We start from the raw sequence: 19,403 nt of genomic DNA, 5'->3' as shown, positions 1-19,403 counted from the left end.
GTGAGTACCGTGTCGGCATGCGCGTGCTCGTCTTCCTCGACGGAACCCCGGCCGACCCCGACACCGCCCAGATCAAGGTCGACGACCTCGGTCTGCTGCGCGGCGACGGCGTCTTCGAGACGATCCTGGTCGTCGACGGCAAGCCCCGTGAACTGCGCCCGCACCTCGAGCGGCTGGCCCGCTCGGCGGCCATGCTGGACCTGCCCGAGCCCGACCTCGGCGCGTGGGAACGCGTCGTCGCCCAGGTGCTCGAGCGGTGGACCGGCGGCCGCGAGATGACGCTGAAACTGGTGTACACCAGGGGATCCGACGGCGATCCCGCCGCCGTCCCGACAGGGTTCGCGCTCGGGTCCGAGGTCCCGCCGTCGATCTTGAAGGCGCGCGCCGAGGGCGTCGCCGCGATCTCCCTCGAACGCGGCTTCCCGCCGGACCTCGCCGAGCGCGCGCCCTGGCTGCTGCTCGGCGCGAAGCCGCTGTCGTACGCGATGAACATGGCCGCGGTGCGCGAGGCGGGTCGCCGGGGCGCCGACGATGTGATTTTCACCGCCGCCGACGGCTCGGTCTTCGAAGGCCCGACGTCGACCGTGGTGCTCGCCAAGGGGCGGACGCTCTACACGCCGCCGTCGAGCATCGGCATCCTGCCGGGCACGACCCAGGCCGCGCTGTTCCGCGGCGCGGAGAAGGCCGGCTGGGTGGTCAAGGTGGAGCCGCTGACCGTGCGCGACCTGGTCGAGGGCGACGGCGTTTTCATGGCGTCGAGCGTGCGCAAGCTGACCCGCGTGCACACGCTGGACGGCGAGCGGCTGCCCGACTCGTCGGCGGTGTACGCCGAGCTCGTGGCGGCCTACGAGGCCGAGTACGCCTGACCGAAGCGGATCCGGACGACGGCGGGGGCGACGGCTTCGGCGCGGTAGGCGGCGATCTTGTGGTGGCCGTCGATGATCAGCTCGCGGTCGCCGTCGGCCAGCACGACCGCGACCGGGCGGTGGCCGGTGCGGATCGCGGTCCGGTAGTAGCCGACGCGGGCCTCGTCGGACGGCGGCCAGGTGTCGGTCGGCGTGAGCAGCTGGTCTTCGGGCAGCCGTTCCGGGCCGCTGACGCGGTAGTCGCCGTCGACGAGCAGGTCGAGGACCGGGCCGAGCGTCGTGGCGAGCGGGCGGCGGAGCTGACCGGTGGCCAGCGCGATCCGCAGCGACTGGGGCAGCTCCGCCCGCACCCGCGTGTTCACGTCGAGGAAACCCGTGCCACCGCTGATCGTCACCTGTTCCACGCCTATCAGGACGGGTGGCGGCGCGACATGGTTCCAGCACTCACGCGGACGGGTGCACCGCGTGACCCGGGTCTCACCCGCGTAGCGGTACCGGACTTTTCAGGACACCCGGAAGCGCACCCGGGTGCCCGGGCGGGCCTGGGCGAGCGCGCTCAGCGCGGCGGGCCGCACGACGGCCGCGACGGGGTAGCCGCCGGTCGTCGGGTGGTCGGCGAGGAACACGACCGGCAGCCCGCTCGGCGGCACCTGGATCGCGCCCGTGACGACGCCTTCGCTGGGCAGCTCGCCGTCGACCGCGCGGCGCAGCGGCGTCCCGTCGAGGCGCAGGCCGACGCGGTTGGACTCCGCCGTGACGGTCCACCACGCGGAGAGCCCGCGGGCTGGGTCGTCGAGCCAGTCGTCGCGCGGGCCGAGCGCCACGGGTACCACCAGCTCGCCCGGCGCCGGCGCCGGGACGACGACGTCCGCGCCCGCCGGGATCCCGGCCGCGTCGCCGAGCGGCAGCACGTCACCGGCTGCCAGCGGCTCGGGCCCGATGCCGGACAGGATGTCGCGCGAGCGGCTGCCCAGCACCTCCTCGACGGCGATCCCGCCGGACACCGCCAGGTAGCAGCGGAGCCCGGCCGACGGCGTGCCGACGGCCAGCGTCTGGCCGGCTCGCACGGGCACCGGCACGTGGGACCCGAACGGACGGCCGTCGACGGAGACCGGGACCGCCGGGCCGGTCACCGCGACCGTCGCCGAGGCCGTGAGCCGCACTTCGAGGCCGCCGAGCAGCGCTTCGATGCCCGCGGCCGTCGAAGGGTTGCCGACCAGCCGGTTCGCCAGCCGCAGCGACGCCGTGTCCAGCGCGCCGGACGGGGCGACCCCGAGGTGCGCGTAGCCGGGCCGGCCCAGGTCCTCGACCAGCGCGTACCGCCCGGGGTCGAGCACTTCGAGGGACCTCACCGGACGGTCCGGAAGCGGACGCGGTCACCCGGCGCGAACAGCGCGGGCGGGTCGGCGCGGGGGTCGAACAGCGTCGCGGACGTGTGGCCGAGCAGCCGCCAGCCACCCGGCGATTCTCGCGGGTAGACGCCGGTGAACTCACCCGCGAGGCCCACCGACCCGGCGGGGACGCGGGTGCGCGGCGACTCCAGCCGCGGCTGCCGAAGCTGTGGCGGAAGCCCGGTCAGGTAGCCGAAGCCGGGCGCGAAGCCGGTGAACGCGACCGTGTAGACGGCTTCGGTGTGCAGCTCGACGACGGCGTCCGTGGAGATCCCGGCGTCTTCGGCGACGAGGGAAAGGTCGTCGCCGTCGTAGTGGACGTCGAGGGTCACCTCGCGCGGCTCGCCGGCTGGTGGGTGCGTCAGATCGGCGTCGTCGAGCAGGGCTTTCACGGCGGCGACCCCGCCGACGACGAGCAGGCTACGGGCGCCGGGCACGAGCTCGACGACTTCGGCGGGGCGGGCGGCGAGCACGGTCGCGTGTGCCGCCCGCATCTCATCGAGCGAGTCGCAGTCCAGCAGGGCGGCGTCCTCGCCACACCGCCGCCAGCGCACGGCGTCAGCCGACGACGCGGTGCAGCAGCGCCGAGGTGTGCGGCTGCATCTCCTGGCCCATCATCGCGCGTTCCTCGACGTAGCCGAGGGAACCCTCGATCAGGCCGTACAGCCGTTGGGCCGCGGTGACGTCCTTGGCCGTGGCCGTGCGGATCACCGCGTCGGTGCCGAGCTCCCAGGACGTCTGGTTGCGCGGCTTGCCGTAGTACAGCTCGACGATGCCGGTGTTGTGGGTGAGCAGCAGCTCGATCGTGTCGTCCTCCTGCGGCCGCCAGAACCCGGACTCGCGGGCGGCGGGGCGGATGACGTTGCCGTCGTCGTCCAGCAGCCACGCGCGGGCCTCGTGGATCAGGAAGGGGCGGCCGTCGTGGGAGATCGTCAGCTGCTGCGCGAACTTGCGGGGGCCCTCGATGGTCGGGTAGTCGACCTCGCCCTCCCCGCGCCAGACGCCGACGAGCGGCAGCAGGGCGAGGCAGGCGTCGTTGAGGTTCGGGCCCTCACGCAGGTTCGCGGTGTCGTTCGGGATGGGCAGGTCGTCCCACAGCGGGAGGTTGCGCGCGCGGGTGCTCTCCGCGCGGGCCTCGGCTGCCGCGATGGCTTCGTCGCCGCTAGCGGTCATGGGTCAGCGCTGGTCCGCGTACAGCCGGTAAACGACGTAGACGGCGAACCAGGTGATCGCGACGCCCGCCAGCACCAGGAGGGTCGTAAACAAGGCTTCCACGGCTGGCAGCTTAGTCCGCCGCCTCGCCCCCGGCGCTGCCCAGGGTCGTCACGGTGAGCACAGTCACCCGGCCGGAAACGCCAGGAAGGGCACCTCCGCCGAGGTGGAGGTGCCCTTCCCGAAGAACGAACGTCAGCCGACGGAGATGGCCAGCTGGTGCAGGCCCGGGCCTTCCGCCTTGACCGTCGCCTCGCCGTTGCCCGTGCGGTGCAACGCGCGCACCGTCCAGTCACCGGGCGCCGCGTAGAAGCGGAAGTCGCCCTCGGCCGAGGAGACCACCTCGCCGGTGAAGTCGCCGCCGCCGTCCAGCAGCCGGACGAACGCGCCGCCGACCGGGCCGTCCGCGCCCGTCACCTTGCCGGCCAGGACCACCTGGCCGCGCGTGTCGAAGTCCGCCGGCGTGGCCTCCTGGGCCGGTGCGCCGCAGCTGTCGTCTACCGCCATCACTTGGCTCCCAACTCGACCGGCACGCCGACCAGCGAGCCGTATTCCGTCCACGAACCGTCGTAGTTCTTGACGTCCTCGTAGCCCAGCAGCTCGTGGAGCGCGAACCAGGCGATGGAGGAGCGCTCACCGATGCGGCAGTAGGCGATGGTGCCCTTGCCCTCGTCGATGCCCTCGTCCTTGTAGAGCTCCTTGATCTCTTCCTCGGTCTTGAAGGTGCCGTCCTCGTTGGCGACCTTCGCCCACGGCACGTTCAGCGCGCCGGGGATGTGCCCGGGAACCTGGGACTGCTCCTGCGGCAGGTGCGCCGGGGCGAGCAGCTTGCCGGAGAACTCGTCCGGGGAGCGCACGTCGACGAAGTTCTTCGACCCGATCGACTGGACGACCTCGTCGCGGAACGCGCGCAGCGAGAGGTCCTGGTCCTGCGCCTTGTAGTCCGTCGTGTCGCGCTTGACCTCGTCGGAGTTCAGCTCGCGGCCGTCGAGCTCCCACTTCTTGCGGCCGCCGTCGAGCAGCTTGACCTTGTCGTGGCCGTAGAGCTTGAAGTACCAGTACGCGTACGCGGCGAACCAGTTGTTGTTGCCGCCGTAGAGGACGACGAGGTCGTCGTTGGCGATCCCCTTCTCCGAGAGGAGCTTCTCGAAGCCCTCCTTGGAGACGAAGTCGCGGCGCACCCCGTCCTGCAGGTCCTTCCGCCAGTCGAACTTCACCGCGCCCCGGATGTGGCCGGCGTCGTAGGCGGTGGTGTCCTCGTCGACCTCGGCGAACACGACGCCGGGGGTGTCCAGGTTCTCCTCGGCCCACTGGGTGGTGACCAGGACGTCTTCACGGCTCATGGGAACAGAACTCTCTTCCTTGGTTGAAATTCAGGACGCGCGGGCTGGGGTGAAGCGTTTGATCAGCAAGTACATTTCGCAGCCGAGGCAGAAGTCGAAGGCCGCGTTGAGGAAGGCGGCGAACAGCGCGAACGCCGTCGCGACGATGCCGAGCGGGGTGATGTCGAGCGCGAATCCGATCGTGCCGACCAGGGCGAAGACGAACCCGACGGCCTGGGCGAACCGCAGCGGCGCCGCGTCCTCGCGCTCGTCGGTCGGGCCGAGGCGCGGGGCCACGAGCGTGCGGTACACGATCGAGTAGGGCGCGGGCTTGAGCCCGACGAAGGCGCCGATGGCGAACACGACGGTCTGGATCGCCAGCAACGGCCACCACTGGGTGACCAGGACGACCGCGAGCACGATCGTGGTCAGGATGGCGGCGAACCGCGGGCCTCGCGGGTCGACGGCCGGTCCGGCGGACATGGTTCCTCCAGCTGGAGCAGGCGGGGTGCGTGCGAACGGCACGCGGCAGCGGCATCAGGGCTGGTGCGGACCGGACGTGCTTCAGCGCCGGTCGGAGGAAAGGCGACACAGGCTGCTGCGGACGCGGCAGAGGTCGACTGCGCGTCGCTGCGTCAAGAAGGTGGTCAGCCCGGTCACGGGTGCGAGGGTACCCAGAGCTCCCTCAGAGTGGGAACCACGTTCATACCTTGGGACGATTCCCAGCAACCGGAACAATCCCTGGTCAGGACGTCCGGGTCGTGAGATGCGGCCGCAGCGCGTCCAGCAGTTCGGGGCCCTTGGGGACGCCGCCGACGCGCAGCAGCTCCCGGCCGTCCGGGGTCAGCGCGATCGTGGTCGGCGTCCGCAGCACGGACAGCGACTGCGCGACCTCCGGCTGGTTCGTCACGTCGAGTTCGACGTGGTGCAGGCCGTCGGTGCGCGCGGCCAGCGGCTCGAGCACGGCCTTCGCGTGCCGGCAGGGCGCGCAGAAGGTGGTGGAGATCTGGACCAGCGTCACGGCGGACGCCGGGTCGAGCACGTCGGCGACGGGGCCGGGCAGCGCGCGGGCGGGCTTCGCGTCCCGGACCCGGCCGTTGCGCGCCCGCAGCAGCAGTCCGACGGCCGCGGCGGCCACCAGCGTCGCCACGAGCACCCACAGCCCCGTCACCAGCCGCTCCTTACCTGCTCAGGTCCGCGAAGGACACGTTCGTCGCTTCGCCCTTCACTGTCACCGATCCGCTCTGCACCCGCACGCCCGTCGGCGTGACCGACAGCGGCAGGTCCTTCGTGTTGATCGAGGCGCTGAAGTTCGGCATCAGCACCTTCTGCACCGCCGCCGGCACGACCGTCGTCTCCTGGTCGTTCCCGAACTGCAGCCGCTTCGGGACGAAGTTGATCGCCCCGCCCTTCGCGTCGGCCTCGATCATCGCGAAACAGAAGATTTCCAGATCCTTGCCCGCGAACTGAAGGTGTCCCGAAATGCGGACACCCGTGCTCGACTCGTCCTGCTCGGCCTGGCCCTCGGTGGTCGTCGTGGTCGGCGTCGGCTCGCTCTGCCCGCTGTCGCCGTTCTGGACGTACTGGCTGGTCGACGGCTCGATCCGCAGGTCCTTGATCTTGTCCAGCGGCGACAGGCGCGCGAGGTCGGCGGCCTTGATGGTCACCGAGCCGGTCAGCTTGCCGATCGTGATCGCCTTCGTGTTGCCGTTCGTGAGGTCGGACAGCGGCGCGTTGACGTCTTCGAGCTCGGCGTTCACCGCGACGTCCTGGAGCTTGCCCGCGACCGGCACGCCGGCGGCGGACACGCTGATGTGACTGTAGTCACCGCCGAGGGCCTGCGTGAGGAACGGGAAGCCGTGGATCGTCACCGACGGGTCGTCGGTCAGCTGCAGCTGCGTGCGGGCCTTCTGCGAGATCATGTGCTCGGCGTACGCCGCGGCCCCGAAATCGGCGCCGACCAGCAGCAAGACCAGGACGACGAGCGCGATCACCCAGCGGCGGGCCCGGCGCCCGCGGCGCCGCGCGTCCGGCCTCGGTGCGGGTCGGTCGTCCCGGGTCACGGGCCTGCTCACCATCGCGTCCGTACTCCTGTTCGTCGGGGACACCGGGGATTTCTCCAGGTGTGATCGATCCAGCAAGGGTTAGGTGCCCGGCCGTTGAGCCGCTATTCTCACTTAGCACCGGCAGACGCCACCTGTGAGGCGACGACTTGTGAAGGCGGTGCGGCTGATGAGCCTGGACCTTCTGGTACTGACTGCGGAAGCCGACGCCACTTCGGTGCTCCCCGCGCTGGATCTGCTGCCGCACACCGTACGCGTCCGCGCTCCCGAGGTGACCGCCCTGCTCGACGCGGGCCACCGGGACGTCATCCTCCTCGACGCCCGCAGCGACCTGGCCTCGGCGAAGAGCCTCTGCCGGCTGCTCAAGGGCACCGGCGAGGACGAGGCCGCGACCCCGATCATCGCCGTCGTCGGCGAGGGCGGGCTCGTCGCCGTCAGCGCCGAGTGGCGCACCGACGACATCCTGCTGCCCACCGCGGGCCCGGCCGAGGTCGACGCGCGGCTGCGGCTGGTCACCACCCGCGACGGCGGTTCCCAGCAGGTCGACGCCGAGCTGCGCGTCGGCGAGCTGGTCATCGACGAGGCGACCTACACCGCCCGCCTGCGCAAGCGCACCCTCGAACTGACCTACAAGGAGTTCGAGCTGCTCAAGTACCTCGCCCAGCACGCCGGCCGGGTGTTCACCCGCGCCCAGCTGCTGCAGGAGGTCTGGGGCTACGACTTCTTCGGCGGCACGCGCACGGTCGACGTGCACGTCCGGCGGCTGCGGGCCAAGCTCGGCCCGGAGCACGAGCAGATGATCGGGACCGTGCGCAACGTCGGCTACAAGTTCGAACGGCCCGCCAAGGGCGGCGTCCCCCGCCAGCCCGCGCCCCCGGCCGAGGCACCGGCGGAGACCCCCGAACTCGCGCACTGACGCCGTCACACTTTCCAGGACGCGGTGAGAGCCGTCGCGTTGCCTCCGGCGCGGGTACGGTCGCAGGGTGACTGGAGACGGCGAGTGGCGCCAGGAACTGGACGACAAGCAGCTCGACGACGTCCGCGGGCTGCTGCTGGCCGTGCGCGACGCCGACGGGCGGCCGGAGGTCGAACCCGAGGGGCCGCTGCCCGGTGAGTTCGACGGCGGTGAGCACCTCGTCGCCTGCATCGACGGTGACGTCGTCGGCTACGCCCACCTCGACACCACCGGCGACTCCTTCGGGCACCAGGTCGCCGAGCTGTTCGTGCACCCCGCCCACCGCGACCGCGGCTACGGCGCGAAGCTCCTGCAGGCGGTCGACGAGCGCGCCGCGGTCGGGTTCCGCATCTGGGCGCACGGCGACCACCCGGCGGCGCGCAAGCTGGCGCTGAAGACCGGCTTCGAGCGCAAGCGCGAGCTGCTCATCCTGCACACGGACGTCGAGGGCGCGGACTGGCCGGAGCCGCGGCTGCGCGACGGCGTCTCGCTGCGCACGTTCGTCCCGGGGCAGGACGAGGACGCCGTCGTCCAGGTCAACGCGCGCGCCTTCGACTGGCACCCCGAGCAGGGCGCGCTGACCGCCGACGACATCCGCGCGGACGAAGCGCGCTCCTGGTTCGACGCCGACGGCTTCTTCCTCGCCGAACAAGACGGCCAGGTCATCGGCTTCCACTGGACGAAGGTCCACGAGCCCACGCCGGGCCGGTTCGGCGGCGAGCGCGTCGGCGAGGTCTACGTCGTCGGCGTCGACCCCGCCGCGCAGGGCGGCGGCCTCGGGCGGGCGCTGACGCTCGCCGGCCTGCGGTACCTGGCGAGCCGGGGGCTGGGGCAGATCATCCTGTACGTCGAGGGCGACAACGCCCCAGCGCTCGCGGTCTACACCAAGCTCGGGTTCACGCGTCACGAAACCGACGTCCAGTACGGCCGGTGACCACGGTGGACGCGGCGCAAACGCCTCGTCACGGTGCGCGAACACGCAGGTCACGGCCCGGACACGGCACCCTATCGGGCTAGTAGCACTCCTCACATCCGGAGCCTTGTTCACTTTTCGTTCACCTGGACAGGGCCACCCGTCCACCGGCGCTGCCTAATGTCCGGATCCGGCGCGGCAGCACAGCCGCGACGACCCGGTCAAGCTCCTGATGGAGGAAACAGCAGTGAAGATCATGCGGCCCCTGAGCGCGGTGGGCATCGTCGCGAGCGCCGCCCTCGTGCTCGCCGCCTGTGGTTCCGACCCCGCGGCGTCCAACAGCAGCAGCTCGAACTCGGCTTCGGCGCCCGCTGCTACCGGCACGGCCGACGTGGAGTGCGGTGGCAAGAGCCCGCTCTCCGCGGAAGGTTCGTCGGCGCAGAAGAACGCCATCGACATCTTCACGCAGCAGTTCAGCAAGAAGTGCGCCGGCCAGCAGGTCAACTACAACCCGAGCGGTTCGGGCGCGGGCGTCAAGCAGTTCAACGCCAACCAGATCGACTTCGGCGGCTCGGACTCGCCGATCAAGGACGCCGACGCCGCGGCCGCCAAGGCCCGCTGCGCCAGCGACGCCTGGAACATCCCGCTGGTCGTCGGCCCGATCGCGGTCGCCTACAAGCTGTCCGGCGTCGACAAGCTGACGCTGACCCCGTCGGTGACCGCCAAGATCTTCAGCGGTGGCATCACCAAGTGGAACGACCCGGCCATCAAGGCGGTCAAGGGCAACGAGAGCCTGAACCTGCCGGACAAGCCGATCCAGGTCGTCTCCCGCGCCGACGAGTCGGGCACCACCGACAACTTCCAGAAGTACCTGGGCGCGGCGGCGAAGGCCGACTGGACCAAGGGTGCCGGCAAGAAGTTCAACGGTGGCGTCGGCAACGGTGCGCAGGGCTCCAACGGTGTCGCGACCGCGGTGAAGGCCTCCGACGGTGGCATCACCTACGTCGAGGGCGCGTTCGCCAAGGACGGCCTGACCCCGGCCCTCATCGACAGCGGCTCCGGCGGCGTCGAGCTCAACGCGGCGAACGTGGCGAAGTCCCTCGACGCGGCGAAGTTCCTCAAGGACGGCTCGAACGACCTCGCGCTCGACCTCAACGGCATCTACGCCAGCAACACCCCGGGTGCCTACCCGCTGCTGCTGACGACCTACGAGATCGTCTGCTCGAAGTATGCGAACCCGGACGTCGCGAAGGCCGTCAAGGCGTTCCTGACGGTGGCCGCCACCGACGGTCAGCAGCCGCTGTCCGCCAAGGGCTACGTGCCGATCCCGCAGTCGCTGCAGACCAAGGTCCTGGCCGCCGTCAAGGCGATCTCCTGAACCGGCATTGCGACTGACATCCGAGTGATAGAGGCTGGTCAGAAGTAGCTGATGAGCGAGTCATCCTCGACGCGAACGCCCACCGGCGACCCCGGTGGGCGTTCGTCGTCCGCCACGACGCCCCCGGAGGTCCCGATTTCGGAGCAACCAGCCCCGCCGGCGGCGCCGCAGCCGCCCGCGGGCGAGAAAGCGAAGAAGGTGCGGCCCGGTGACCGCATCTTCCAGAACCTGACCACCGGGGCCGGGATCTTCGTCGTCGCCTTGATCGGCCTGATCGGGCTCTTCCTGCTGATCCAGGCGATCCCGGCGCTGCAGGCCGACAAGGCCAACTTCCTGTTCAACCACGGCTGGTCGACCAGCGACCCCGGCAACATGTCGTTCGGCATCCTCGACCTGCTCGAGGTGACCGTGGCGACGTCGGTCGTGGCGCTGATCATCGCGATGCCGGTTTCGCTGGGCATCGCGCTGTTCCTGACCCAGTACGCGCCGAAGCGGCTCGCGCGGCCGTTCGCGTACGTCATCGACCTGCTCGCCGCGGTGCCGTCGATCATCTTCGGCCTCTGGGGCATCCTGGTCTTCGCGCCGGCGATCGAGCCGTTCTCGCAGTGGATCAACACCACGTTCTCGTGGTTCCCGCTGCTGGCGCCCGGCAACGTCGCGCCGAGCGTGCGCGGCACGATCTTCACCGCCGGCATCGTGCTGGCCGTGATGATCCTGCCGATCATCACGTCGCTCTCGCGCGAGGTCTTCGAGCGCACGCCCACCCCGCACATGGAGGGCGCGCTGGCTCTCGGTGCCACCCGGTGGGAAGTCATCCGCACCACGGTGCTGCCGTTCGGCAAGGCCGGGTACATCGGCGCGTCCATGCTCGGCCTCGGCCGCGCGCTCGGTGAGACGATCGCCCTGGCCGTCATCCTGCTGATCCCGCAGGGCAAGAACTTCGACTGGAGCCTCTTCGACGGCGGTGCCACCTTCGCTTCGAAGATCGCCGCGAACTACAGCGAGTTCAACAACGAGATCTCGGCCGGCGCGTACATCGCGGCCGGCCTGGTGCTGTTCGTGCTCACCTTCCTCGTCAACTTCGCCGCGCGCTCCGTCATCGGCAAGAAGGGGGACTGAGCATGTCCACCACCACGCTCGAAGCCCCGGCGACCACGCCCGCGTTCCAGCAGGTCAGCATGGCCCGCAAGGTCAAGAACGGCATCGCCACGGCGCTGGTCTGGCTGTCGTTCCTGATCGCCGTCGTCCCGCTGGTGTGGGTGCTCTACACGGTGATCGCGAACGGCATCAAGCGCATCCCGTACTCCAACTGGTGGTCGCAGGACCTGGGCAACTACTTGTCCGACGAGGTCGGCGGCGGGGTGCTGCACGCGATCATCGGCAGCCTGCTGCAGGGCCTGGTGTGCGCGGTCATCGCGGTGCCGATCGGCATGCTCGTGGCGATCTACCTCGTCGAGTACGGCCGGGGCAAGCTCGCGAAGGCCACGACGTTCATGGTGGACATCCTCTCCGGTGTCCCCTCGATCGTCGCCGCGCTGTTCATCTACGCGCTCTGGATCACCACGTTCGGCCTGCCGCGCAGCGGTTTCGCGGTTTCGCTTGCCTTGGTGCTGCTGATGATCCCGGTGGTCGTCCGCTCGTCGGAGGAGATGCTGCGGATCGTCCCGGACGACCTGCGCGAGGCTTCCTACGCGCTGGGCGTGCCGAAGTGGAAGACGATCATGAAGATCGTGCTCCCGACGGCGATGTCCGGCATCGTCGGCGGCGTCATGATGGCGCTGGCCCGCGTGATGGGCGAGACCGCGCCGCTGCTGGTCCTGGTCGGCTACTCCGCCTACACGAACTGGGACATCTTCAGCGGCGAACAGGCCGCGCTCCCGCTGTTGATGAACAACGAGCGCGTCACCAACTCGATGGATCCCGGCTCGGTCGGCTTCGACCGGATCTGGGGCGCGGCACTGACCCTGGTGCTCATCATCGCGATCATCAACCTCCTCGCCACCGTGTTCGCGCGCCTCGTCGCGCCGAAGAAGAAGTGAGCTGTTCCTGATGGCCAAACGACTCGATGTCAAGGACGTCGACATCTACTACGGCAAGTTCCACGCCGTGGACGGTGTCACCCTCTCCGTGCCGCCGCGCAACGTCACCGCGTTCATCGGCCCGTCCGGCTGCGGCAAGTCGACGGTGCTGCGCACGCTCAACCGCATGCACGAGGTCATCCCCGGCGCCCGCGTCGAGGGCGACGTCCTGCTGGACGGCGAGAACATCTACGCGTCGTCGGTCGACCCGGTGCAGGTGCGCCGCACGATCGGCATGGTGTTCCAGCGCCCCAACCCGTTCCCGACGATGTCCATCAAGGACAACGTCGTCGCGGGCCTGAAGCTGGGTGGCACCAAGGGCAAGAAGACCCTCGACGACATCGCCGAGCGCGCCCTGCGCGGCGCGAACCTGTGGAACGAGGTCAAGGACCGCCTCAACAAGCCGGGTGGCGGCCTGTCGGGTGGTCAGCAGCAGCGTCTGTGCATCGCCCGCGCGATCGCGGTCCAGCCGGACGTCCTGCTGATGGACGAGCCGTGCTCGGCCCTCGACCCGATCTCGACGCTCGCGATCGAGGACCTGATCGGGGAGCTGAAGAAGGACTACACGATCGTCATCGTGACGCACAACATGCAGCAGGCGGCGCGGGTTTCCGACCAGACGGCGTTCTTCAACCTGGCCGGGGTGGGCCAGCCGGGGCGTCTGGTGGAGCTCAACGACACGGAGAAGATCTTCTCCAACCCGGACGAAAAGGCCACGGAAGACTACATTTCCGGCCGCTTCGGCTGAGTCGTCGTTGGGGGACAAGGCCTTTCTCGCCGGTGCTCGGGGTCGGCGAGAAAGGCCTTTTTCTTTTGTCCTTTGTGGATCACGCGGGAACGTGGCGCAGCGTCAGGATTCCCGATTCCCACGCTTTGCTTTCGACCAGTTTCAATTCCCGGCGCTCGGTGAACATCGGCTGCCCGGCGCCGATCGCCGTCGGGTAGAGCTTGGTCCAGTACTCGTCCACCAGTCCCTCCCGGACGAACTGCTGCACGGTGGACACCCCGCCGAAGAGCACCATGTCCTTGCCCGGCAACGCCTTCAGTTCGGCGACCGTGCCGGCGAGGTCGGCCGCCAAGCGGTGCGGAGCGGCCACCTCGGTCATCGTCCGCGAGAAGACCACCTGCGGCGTCGAAATCATCCACGTGGCGAAGTCGACCAGCTCGGCCGGGCTCGCCGGGTCCGTCGCCTGCGCGCGGAAGTTCTGCTCGATCCCGTGGTAGAAGTTGCGTCCGGTCAGGATCGTGTCGACGCGGGACCGCAACTCGTCCGACAGGGTGATGTTCATCGCCGGGTCGGGCGTCATCCAGTCCAGTTCGCCCGCCGGGCCGGCCAGGTGGCCGTCGAGGGTGAGGTTGACGTAGGCGATGACCTTGCGCATGTCCGGCTCCTTCGTGGGTGTGCTGTCACCCGTTGAGAGACACCGTCCGCGCGAAACTCATCGGTCCCCACGAAAAAGGCCCCTGACCTGCGTCAGGGGCCCTTTTCGAAGGGTGGCTCAGATGTCGTCGTCGGAACCGTAGCCCGGCATCTTGCCGGTCACCACGAAGATCATCCGCTTCGCGACCGACACCGCGTGGTCGGCGTAGCGCTCGTAGAAGCGGCCCAGCAGGGTCACGTCGACCGCCGCGGCCACGCCGTGCGGCCACTCGCGGTCCATCAGGACGGTGAAGAGGTGGCGGTGGATGTCGTCCACCTGGTCGTCGTCGGACTCGATGGTCTTCGCCGCTTCGATGTCCTTCGAGTGGATGACCTGCTCGACCTGGCGGGCCAGCTTGACCGCCACTTCGCCCATCTCGGCGAAGTACGGCTTCACGGCCTCGGGCAGCACCGGGTCCGGGTGGCGGCGCCGCGCGGCCTTCGCCACGTGCAGCGCCAGGTCGCCCATCCGCTCCAGGCTTTCGGCGGCGTGGATCGCCGCCAGCACCGTGCGCAGATCGGTGGCCACGGGCGCCTGCAGGGCCAGCAGGGCGTACGCCTGCTCCTCGCACTGGGCGCGGGCGTCGTCGACCTTCGCGTCGTCGCTGATCACCTGCTCGGCGAGACTGAGGTCGACCTCCAGAAGTGCCCGTGTGGCGCGCTCCATGGCGTCGGCGACCTGGACCGACATCGCGGCCAGGTTGTCGGCGAGCTGATCGAGTTCGACATGGTAAGCCTCACGCATGGCCCAACCCTACGGCCAAGCGTGACCAAACACCGCATCGCCGGGTGAACCGCACGTGAACCCGGTCTAACGATCCTCGCGGATCAGCCCGAGGTGCCGCTCTTCTTGCTCGTCGTCGTCTTGGACGTGCTGGTCTTCGACTTCGACGTGCTGGTCGGCGGGGGCTGTTCGCTGTTCGGGACCGGCGCGTTCGGGTCCGGCAGCGGGGTGTTGTTGCGCAGCGCGTCGAAGAGGGTCTTCATCTTGCTGCGGACGAGCACCTCGTTGCCGCGGCTGTTGGCCATCCCGGTCGTCGGCACGGTCAGGAACGAGATCTTCGAGGGGTCGAGGCCCTTCATCGACTGCGCCAGCGTCATCATCTGCTTGACGCCGAGGTTGTCGCCGAAAGTGGCCTTCGCGAACGCCGTGATGAAGTCGCTCAGCTTGCCGGGGTCGAGCACGACGTCCGACGACATGACCTTCTTCAGCAGTGCGCCGATGAACTCCTGCTGCCGCTTGATGCGGCCGTAGTCCGACGTCGGGTCGCCCTTGACGTGGCGCGCGCGGACGAAGTTCAGGGCCTGGTCGCCCGAGATCGTCACGTCGCCGGTCTGCAGCAGCACCTTGCCGAGGACGGTGTCGTCGATCGGGATCTCGTTGTGGATGGTGACGCCGTGCACCGCGTCGACCATCTCCTTGAAGCCGTTGAAGTCGATGCCGACGAAGTGGTTGATCCGCAGCCCGGTGAGCTGCTGGATCACCTTCGTGACGCACGACGGGCCGCCGACCGCGTAGGCGGTGTTGAGCTTCGCGATCTTCTGCTCGGGGACCTTCTCGTCGGTGTTCTTGCTCTGCGCGGGGTCCCAGCGCTGGCACTCGGGCCGGTCGATCTCGAGGTCGCGGGGGAAGGACGTGACGACGACCCGCTTCCGGTCGGCCGGGATGTGCGCGACCATCACGGTGTCGCTCCGGGCGCCCGGAGTGCTGTCGGCGGTACCGACGCCTTCCTCGGAGGAAGCGCCGTCACGGGTGTCGGAGCCGACCATCAGGAAGTTCTCGTCGTTGGCCTGGGCGTCGGCGTCCTGGATGTCGGACGAGTTCTCGTCGAGCGCGGAGACCTGCGTGAACTTGGCGTCGAAGTAGGTCTGCGCGCCCCAGGCGCCCCCGATGCCGAGGAAGACGAGCCCGGCGACGACGGCCGCGGCGATCCGGCCGAACCGGACCGAGCGCTCGATCTTCCGCGCTTTCTTCTCCTGGAGCCGGGTCTGCTCGGCCTTCTCGGCGTCCTCTTCTTCGGGTGCCGGTGTGGGCGTGACGACGCGCTGAAGAGCTGTACGCGTGCTCTCGATGAGCGAAGCGGGCGAGAGCCGCTCACGGCGTTCGCGACGCTTCGCTTCTTCGGCGTTCATCTCGTCGTGGGCGGCCGAGAAGCGGGCGAGGGTGTGGTCGATCTTGCGCCGGTACTGGGTGGCCTCGTCGATCGCTTCCATCTCATCGGTCATGGTGAGCGGATCGAGCTCGGCCCGGGCGGGCACGGCACCCGGCCGCCGCTTGGGGGCATCGGGAACCGGCGGCCGCTTCTGGGTGGGCGCATCAACGGCGGCTTCGGCACCGCTCTGCGCCACGGCGCCCTCGGCGGCGGCGCGACGCGGGCCGGGGCTGTCGGGCGTGGCGCCAGGGCGCCGGGGTCCGTCGGGGTTCGTACGGCGCGGGGCAGGCCCTTCGGCCGCGGGACGGCGGGCGGGCCGCTGCGCAGCGGCTGCCTCGGCGGCCGGGCCTTCGGGGGCGGGGCGCCGGGCGGCGGGTGCATCAGGCGCTCCGGCCCGGCGAGCCGCGGGACCACCGGCGGCGGCCGGACGCTGCGGTGCGGCCGCGTCGGGAGAGCTTTCGGTGCGCCAAGCGGCGGCGGGGCCATCGGCCGCACCGCGCCGGGCGGTGCCTTCGGCGGCACGGCGGGCTGGGCCCGCTGAGCGCGGAGCGGCGGCTTCCGGGGAAGCCTCCGGACCGGGGCGGCCCTCGGCAGTGCGGCGGGCCGGGCGCGGCGAAGCTACCTCAGCAGAACCTTCGGGAGCCGGGCGTCCTTCGCCCGCGGCACGGCGACCACCGGGCGCGGCCGGGCGCTGCGGTGCGGCTCCCTCCGCCTCCGGGGCCGGCCGCCTCGAGCGGCGCGGGGGCTGGGGTGCCGCTGTCGTCTGCTGGGGGCCCGGGTTCGCCGCCGGGGGGCGGCGCTGCAGCGGGGCCTCCGGGGCCGGGGCCGCCGCCGTCGTGCGGCGGGGCTGGCGCGGCCTCGGGGGGCGGGGTTGACGAGTGGCGTCCGCGGGTACTGGGTCCTCGCTGGGTTCTGTCGGCCGCGAACGCGGCGGGACGGGCGGCTCGGCCGCGCGGGCTCGGCGTCCCGGCTGTTCGGGACGGTCTTCGCGCGGCGGAAGCGGGCGAACGCCGGTGGACTTGGCTACGACGTCCGAGACGCTGATCCCGCCCTGGTCCTCCATCGACCGGCGTCTGCCGGTGCGGGGCCGCGCGGGACCGTCCGAACGGCGACCGGTTCCCGGGCTGTCGTGCTCGTCCGGCACTCGGTCTCCTTTCGCGCGATCAAAGGCGGGGTCGTGACTTGGCCGTCTTCCCCCGCGAGAGGTGATCGTTCTCCCGGAGGTTTTCGTTATCGTACGGATACCCCCCGTTCGTGACGACACCCTCCCGGAATTTTCTTCACCTTGAGTCGACGAACGGCCGCTGGCCGTCGACAAACGGGTGACGGATGCCCGCAGCTTTCCGGGGTAATGGGGTGTTTACGTTACTCAGAGTGGGTTATTAACTGCGTACTTTGCGCGTCGTGATAGGCGACTTTGTTCCGTCCGGCCCGTTTCGCGGCATACAGCAGGTCATCGGCGCTGCGCAGCTGGCGCTCGGGCGGCGCGGGGGCGTCCAGGCCCTCGTGGGCGAGGCCGGCGCTGATGGTCACGCGTAGTCCCGGCTGCAGTTCTGACCAGGGGTGACGGGCGACGCGCACGCGGGCGGCGTCGACGATCCGGACCGCGTGCGCGGCGTCGACACCGGGCAGCCACAGTACGAACTCCTCGCCGCCGTAGCGGGCGCAGAAGCCGTCCGGCGGCAGCTCCTCCTGGAGGAGGTCGGCGACCCGGCGGAGGACGCGGTCGCCAACGAGGTGACCGTACGTGTCGTTCACGCGCTTGAAGCGGTCCAGATCGACGAGCGCGATGCCGAGCGGACCGGTCTGCCGATCGGCGAACGGTCCGTACAAGCGCTCATCGAGGTACCGCCGGTTGTAGCTCGACGTCAGCGCGTCGCGCAGGCTGCCGTCGCGAGCGATGTCCAGCGCGGAGCGGAGGTGCTGGTAGGCGCGCCGCCAGTCGCCCTGGGTGGCGAAGAGCGTCGCGACGGCCTCGTGGAGGCGCAGCAGGTCGGGCGCCTGCGGGCTTCGGCGCAGCACGCCTTCGTCCCCGGCGACCATGCCCACCTCCACCACGCATTGGTTGTCGTCGTAGCGGAGGCCGTGCTTGAGGACGAAGGTGAATTTCGCTCAAACGGGAGTGCGACGGTGACGCTCCGAAGTCGTACCGTCAGAGTCCGGAGAACGGCTCAATGCCCTTGAGCTGTGCAAACTGGTCTTTGGCCCAGTAACTCACATTAGCCGTTTCGTCGTTCAGTAGCTCTTGGTAATCGGTCCACGGAACCCAGCGCCACTCGCCGACCTCGGCCGGGTTGGGTTCGGGCTCGGCGTCGGCCCAAGCGGCGAAGACCGGGCAGAACTCGTTCTCGACGATCCCCTGGAACGGCGGCGTCCGGTAGCGGTACTTCGGCAGCACGCAGTGCAGGCCGGACAGCGACGGCAGCCCGAGCTCGTAGCCGGCCCGCCGGCGGACGGCGTTCTCGAGGGACTCGCCCGGCGCCGGGTGGCCGCACACGCTGTTGGTCCAGACCCCTGGCCAGACCTTCTTGTGCAGCGCGCGCTGGGTGATCAACAGGGCGTTGTCGGCGCGTCGCAGGACATAGCACGAGAAGGCCAGGTGCAACCGGGTGTGCTCGTGGTGGCTGGCCAGCTTCGGGCCGGTTTCGCCGGTGGGCACGCCGTCTTCGGTGACGAAGACGACCTGCTCGGTCTCGGGTTCGGTCGCGGTGTCCACAGCCCCAGTGAACACGACGGGCGGCCGGCTCCCGTACCGCGATGCGGGTGGGTTACCGGCGGTCCGCCCGGCCGGGTGACGCGCCGTTACCGCGCGTCGAGGTGCTCGACGATGAGCGTCGTGACGGCCTCGGGCGCCTCTTCCGGCGCCCAGTGCGTGACGTCTTCGAGCATCTCGAACCGGTAGGGCCCGGTGACCCAGTTCGCGGTGTCGAGCGCGGCGGTCGAGCCGAACGAGACGTCCTCGGTGCTCCAGACGTACAGCGTCGGCACGGAGATCTTGCCGATCTTCCCGCCCGGCCGGCCGGCGCGGTACCAGTTGAGGGCCGCGGTGAGCGCGCCCGGCTCGGACAGCCGCTGCACGTAGTCGTCGACCTTCGACGGCGGCAGCCGCCGCTCGAACATCTCCCGCAGCGCGCGGCCGTCGTTCTCCAGCATCCGCCGCTCGGTGACCCGGGTCTGGCGCCACTCGGTCATGTACCGCGTCCGCAGGTGCTGGTCTTCGTCGGTCTTCATGGCGTTGGCGAGCGCGGCGGGGTGCGGCGTGGAGACGACGGTGAGGCTGCGCAGCCGTTCGGGGTGCGCGTCGGCGGTCCACCAGGCGACGGCCCCGCCCCAGTCGTGCCCGACGAGGTCGAACTGCTTCCAGCCGAGCTGTTCGGTGATCGTGACGACGTCCCCGACGAGGTGGTCGATGGAGTAGTCGGTGGCGGCTTCCGGGCGCACATCGGGCGAGTAACCCCGCTGATCGGGCGCGACGGCCCGGTAGCCGAGCACCCCGAGAGTGGCAACTTGGTGCTCCCACTCGACGGCGGCTTCGGGGAAGCCGTGCAGCAGCAGCACAGGCCGGCCGTCTTCGGGACCGGCGGCGATGGCGTCGAAGGAACCGGCTTCCGTGGGGATGCTGATGTGGTCGATCACAGAGCCGAATCTACTT

General features: G+C 70.1%; 22 protein-coding genes. 7 read left to right on the top strand and 15 right to left on the bottom strand.

The annotated features are described in order from the left end of the window. Positions 1–17 precede the first annotated feature (17 nt). Complete coding sequence (locus ACIRSS_RS19810; RefSeq protein ID WP_400896720.1) at positions 18–866, top strand: aminodeoxychorismate lyase; 849 nt, start codon at positions 18–20, stop codon at positions 864–866. Here ACIRSS_RS19810 and ACIRSS_RS19805 read toward each other — a convergent pair. The 9 genes from ACIRSS_RS19805 to ACIRSS_RS19765 all read right to left on the bottom strand — a co-directional run bounded on the left by ACIRSS_RS19805 (position 845) and on the right by ACIRSS_RS19765 (position 6,869). Beyond that, positions 845–1,270 carry a hypothetical protein gene (locus ACIRSS_RS19805; protein WP_400896718.1) on the bottom strand — a complete coding sequence of 142 codons (426 nt, stop codon included), beginning with the start codon at positions 1,268–1,270 and terminating at the stop codon, positions 845–847. The genes ACIRSS_RS19810 and ACIRSS_RS19805 overlap by 22 nt on opposite strands. A gap of 99 nt (positions 1,271–1,369) precedes the next feature. Then, a complete protein-coding gene (locus tag ACIRSS_RS19800) occupies positions 1,370–2,218 on the bottom strand; it encodes a biotin-dependent carboxyltransferase family protein (protein WP_400896716.1) in 849 nt (282 codons plus the stop codon). Next, positions 2,215–2,811, bottom strand: a complete 597-nt coding sequence (locus tag ACIRSS_RS19795) for an allophanate hydrolase subunit 1 (protein WP_400896714.1) — start codon at positions 2,809–2,811, stop codon at positions 2,215–2,217. Before ACIRSS_RS19795 ends, ACIRSS_RS19800 begins: the two co-directional genes overlap by 4 nt. Positions 2,812–2,815: 4 nt before the next feature. Next, positions 2,816–3,430, bottom strand: coding sequence for an FABP family protein (locus ACIRSS_RS19790; RefSeq protein WP_400896712.1), 615 nt, complete (start codon positions 3,428–3,430; stop codon positions 2,816–2,818). Between the two features lie 234 nt (positions 3,431–3,664). Continuing rightward, complete coding sequence (locus tag ACIRSS_RS19785) at positions 3,665–3,976, bottom strand: DUF1416 domain-containing protein (protein WP_400896710.1); 312 nt, start codon at positions 3,974–3,976, stop codon at positions 3,665–3,667. Further along, positions 3,976–4,812, bottom strand: a complete 837-nt coding sequence (locus tag ACIRSS_RS19780; RefSeq protein ID WP_400896708.1) for a sulfurtransferase — start codon at positions 4,810–4,812, stop codon at positions 3,976–3,978. Before ACIRSS_RS19780 ends, ACIRSS_RS19785 begins: the two co-directional genes overlap by 1 nt. Before the next feature lie 30 nt (positions 4,813–4,842). Beyond that, positions 4,843–5,274 carry a DUF4395 domain-containing protein gene (locus tag ACIRSS_RS19775; protein ID WP_400896706.1) on the bottom strand — a complete coding sequence of 144 codons (432 nt, stop codon included), beginning with the start codon at positions 5,272–5,274 and terminating at the stop codon, positions 4,843–4,845. 262 nt (positions 5,275–5,536) lie between these two features. Then, positions 5,537–5,962, bottom strand: a complete 426-nt coding sequence (locus tag ACIRSS_RS19770) for a TlpA family protein disulfide reductase (protein WP_400896704.1) — start codon at positions 5,960–5,962, stop codon at positions 5,537–5,539. Between the two features lie 10 nt (positions 5,963–5,972). After that, complete coding sequence (locus ACIRSS_RS19765; protein WP_400896702.1) at positions 5,973–6,869, bottom strand: DUF2993 domain-containing protein; 897 nt, start codon at positions 6,867–6,869, stop codon at positions 5,973–5,975. A gap of 154 nt (positions 6,870–7,023) precedes the next feature. Between ACIRSS_RS19765 and ACIRSS_RS19760 the strand changes: the two genes are divergently transcribed. The 6 genes from ACIRSS_RS19760 (at position 7,024) to pstB (ending at position 12,926) form a co-directional block, all read left to right on the top strand. Continuing rightward, positions 7,024–7,770 carry a winged-helix domain-containing protein gene (locus ACIRSS_RS19760; protein WP_400896700.1) on the top strand — a complete coding sequence of 249 codons (747 nt, stop codon included), beginning with the start codon at positions 7,024–7,026 and terminating at the stop codon, positions 7,768–7,770. A gap of 67 nt (positions 7,771–7,837) precedes the next feature. Then, entirely contained in the window at positions 7,838–8,743 is a 906-nt protein-coding gene (gene mshD, locus ACIRSS_RS19755; protein WP_400896698.1) for a mycothiol synthase, read from the top strand. Positions 8,744–8,969: 226 nt separating this feature from the next. Continuing rightward, positions 8,970–10,100, top strand: coding sequence for a phosphate ABC transporter substrate-binding protein PstS (gene pstS, locus ACIRSS_RS19750; RefSeq protein ID WP_400896696.1), 1,131 nt, complete (start codon positions 8,970–8,972; stop codon positions 10,098–10,100). A 198-nt stretch (positions 10,101–10,298) separates the two neighbouring features. Beyond that, positions 10,299–11,219 (top strand): phosphate ABC transporter permease subunit PstC, encoded by a 921-nt coding sequence (gene pstC, locus ACIRSS_RS19745; protein WP_400897570.1) that lies wholly within the window; start codon positions 10,299–10,301, stop codon positions 11,217–11,219. 2 nt (positions 11,220–11,221) lie between these two features. Continuing rightward, positions 11,222–12,139 carry a phosphate ABC transporter permease PstA gene (gene pstA, locus ACIRSS_RS19740; protein ID WP_400896694.1) on the top strand — a complete coding sequence of 306 codons (918 nt, stop codon included), beginning with the start codon at positions 11,222–11,224 and terminating at the stop codon, positions 12,137–12,139. A gap of 10 nt (positions 12,140–12,149) precedes the next feature. Continuing rightward, positions 12,150–12,926 (top strand): phosphate ABC transporter ATP-binding protein PstB, encoded by a 777-nt coding sequence (gene pstB / locus ACIRSS_RS19735; RefSeq protein WP_020642202.1) that lies wholly within the window; start codon positions 12,150–12,152, stop codon positions 12,924–12,926. A 79-nt stretch (positions 12,927–13,005) separates the two neighbouring features. On the opposite strand, the gene ACIRSS_RS19730 is transcribed toward pstB, so the two are convergent. From ACIRSS_RS19730 to ACIRSS_RS19705, 6 genes are all read right to left on the bottom strand, one after another. After that, the gene (locus tag ACIRSS_RS19730; RefSeq protein ID WP_400896692.1) at positions 13,006–13,560 is read right to left on the bottom strand and encodes a dihydrofolate reductase family protein; all 555 of its coding nucleotides are present in this window, start codon (positions 13,558–13,560) and stop codon (positions 13,006–13,008) included. A gap of 117 nt (positions 13,561–13,677) precedes the next feature. Beyond that, complete coding sequence (gene phoU, locus ACIRSS_RS19725; RefSeq protein WP_400896690.1) at positions 13,678–14,343, bottom strand: phosphate signaling complex protein PhoU; 666 nt, start codon at positions 14,341–14,343, stop codon at positions 13,678–13,680. Positions 14,344–14,426: 83 nt separating this feature from the next. Continuing rightward, positions 14,427–15,824 (bottom strand): LCP family protein, encoded by a 1,398-nt coding sequence (locus ACIRSS_RS19720; RefSeq protein ID WP_400896688.1) that lies wholly within the window; start codon positions 15,822–15,824, stop codon positions 14,427–14,429. A gap of 1,292 nt (positions 15,825–17,116) precedes the next feature. Beyond that, on the bottom strand, positions 17,117–17,794 hold the full coding sequence (locus tag ACIRSS_RS19715) for a GGDEF domain-containing protein (RefSeq protein ID WP_400896686.1): 678 nt from the start codon (positions 17,792–17,794) through the stop codon (positions 17,117–17,119). A gap of 109 nt (positions 17,795–17,903) precedes the next feature. Beyond that, positions 17,904–18,467, bottom strand: coding sequence for an isopentenyl-diphosphate Delta-isomerase (idi, locus tag ACIRSS_RS19710; RefSeq protein WP_400896684.1), 564 nt, complete (start codon positions 18,465–18,467; stop codon positions 17,904–17,906). Positions 18,468–18,553: 86 nt separating this feature from the next. Beyond that, a complete protein-coding gene (locus ACIRSS_RS19705; protein ID WP_400896682.1) occupies positions 18,554–19,387 on the bottom strand; it encodes an alpha/beta fold hydrolase in 834 nt (277 codons plus the stop codon). Between the last annotated feature and the right edge of the window lie 16 nt (positions 19,388–19,403).

Source organism: Amycolatopsis sp. NPDC101161 (assembly GCF_044768185.1).
In the GTDB taxonomy this organism is placed as follows: Bacteria; Actinomycetota; Actinomycetes; order Mycobacteriales; family Pseudonocardiaceae; genus Amycolatopsis.
This window is presented reverse-complemented; position numbering and strand designations above follow the sequence as displayed.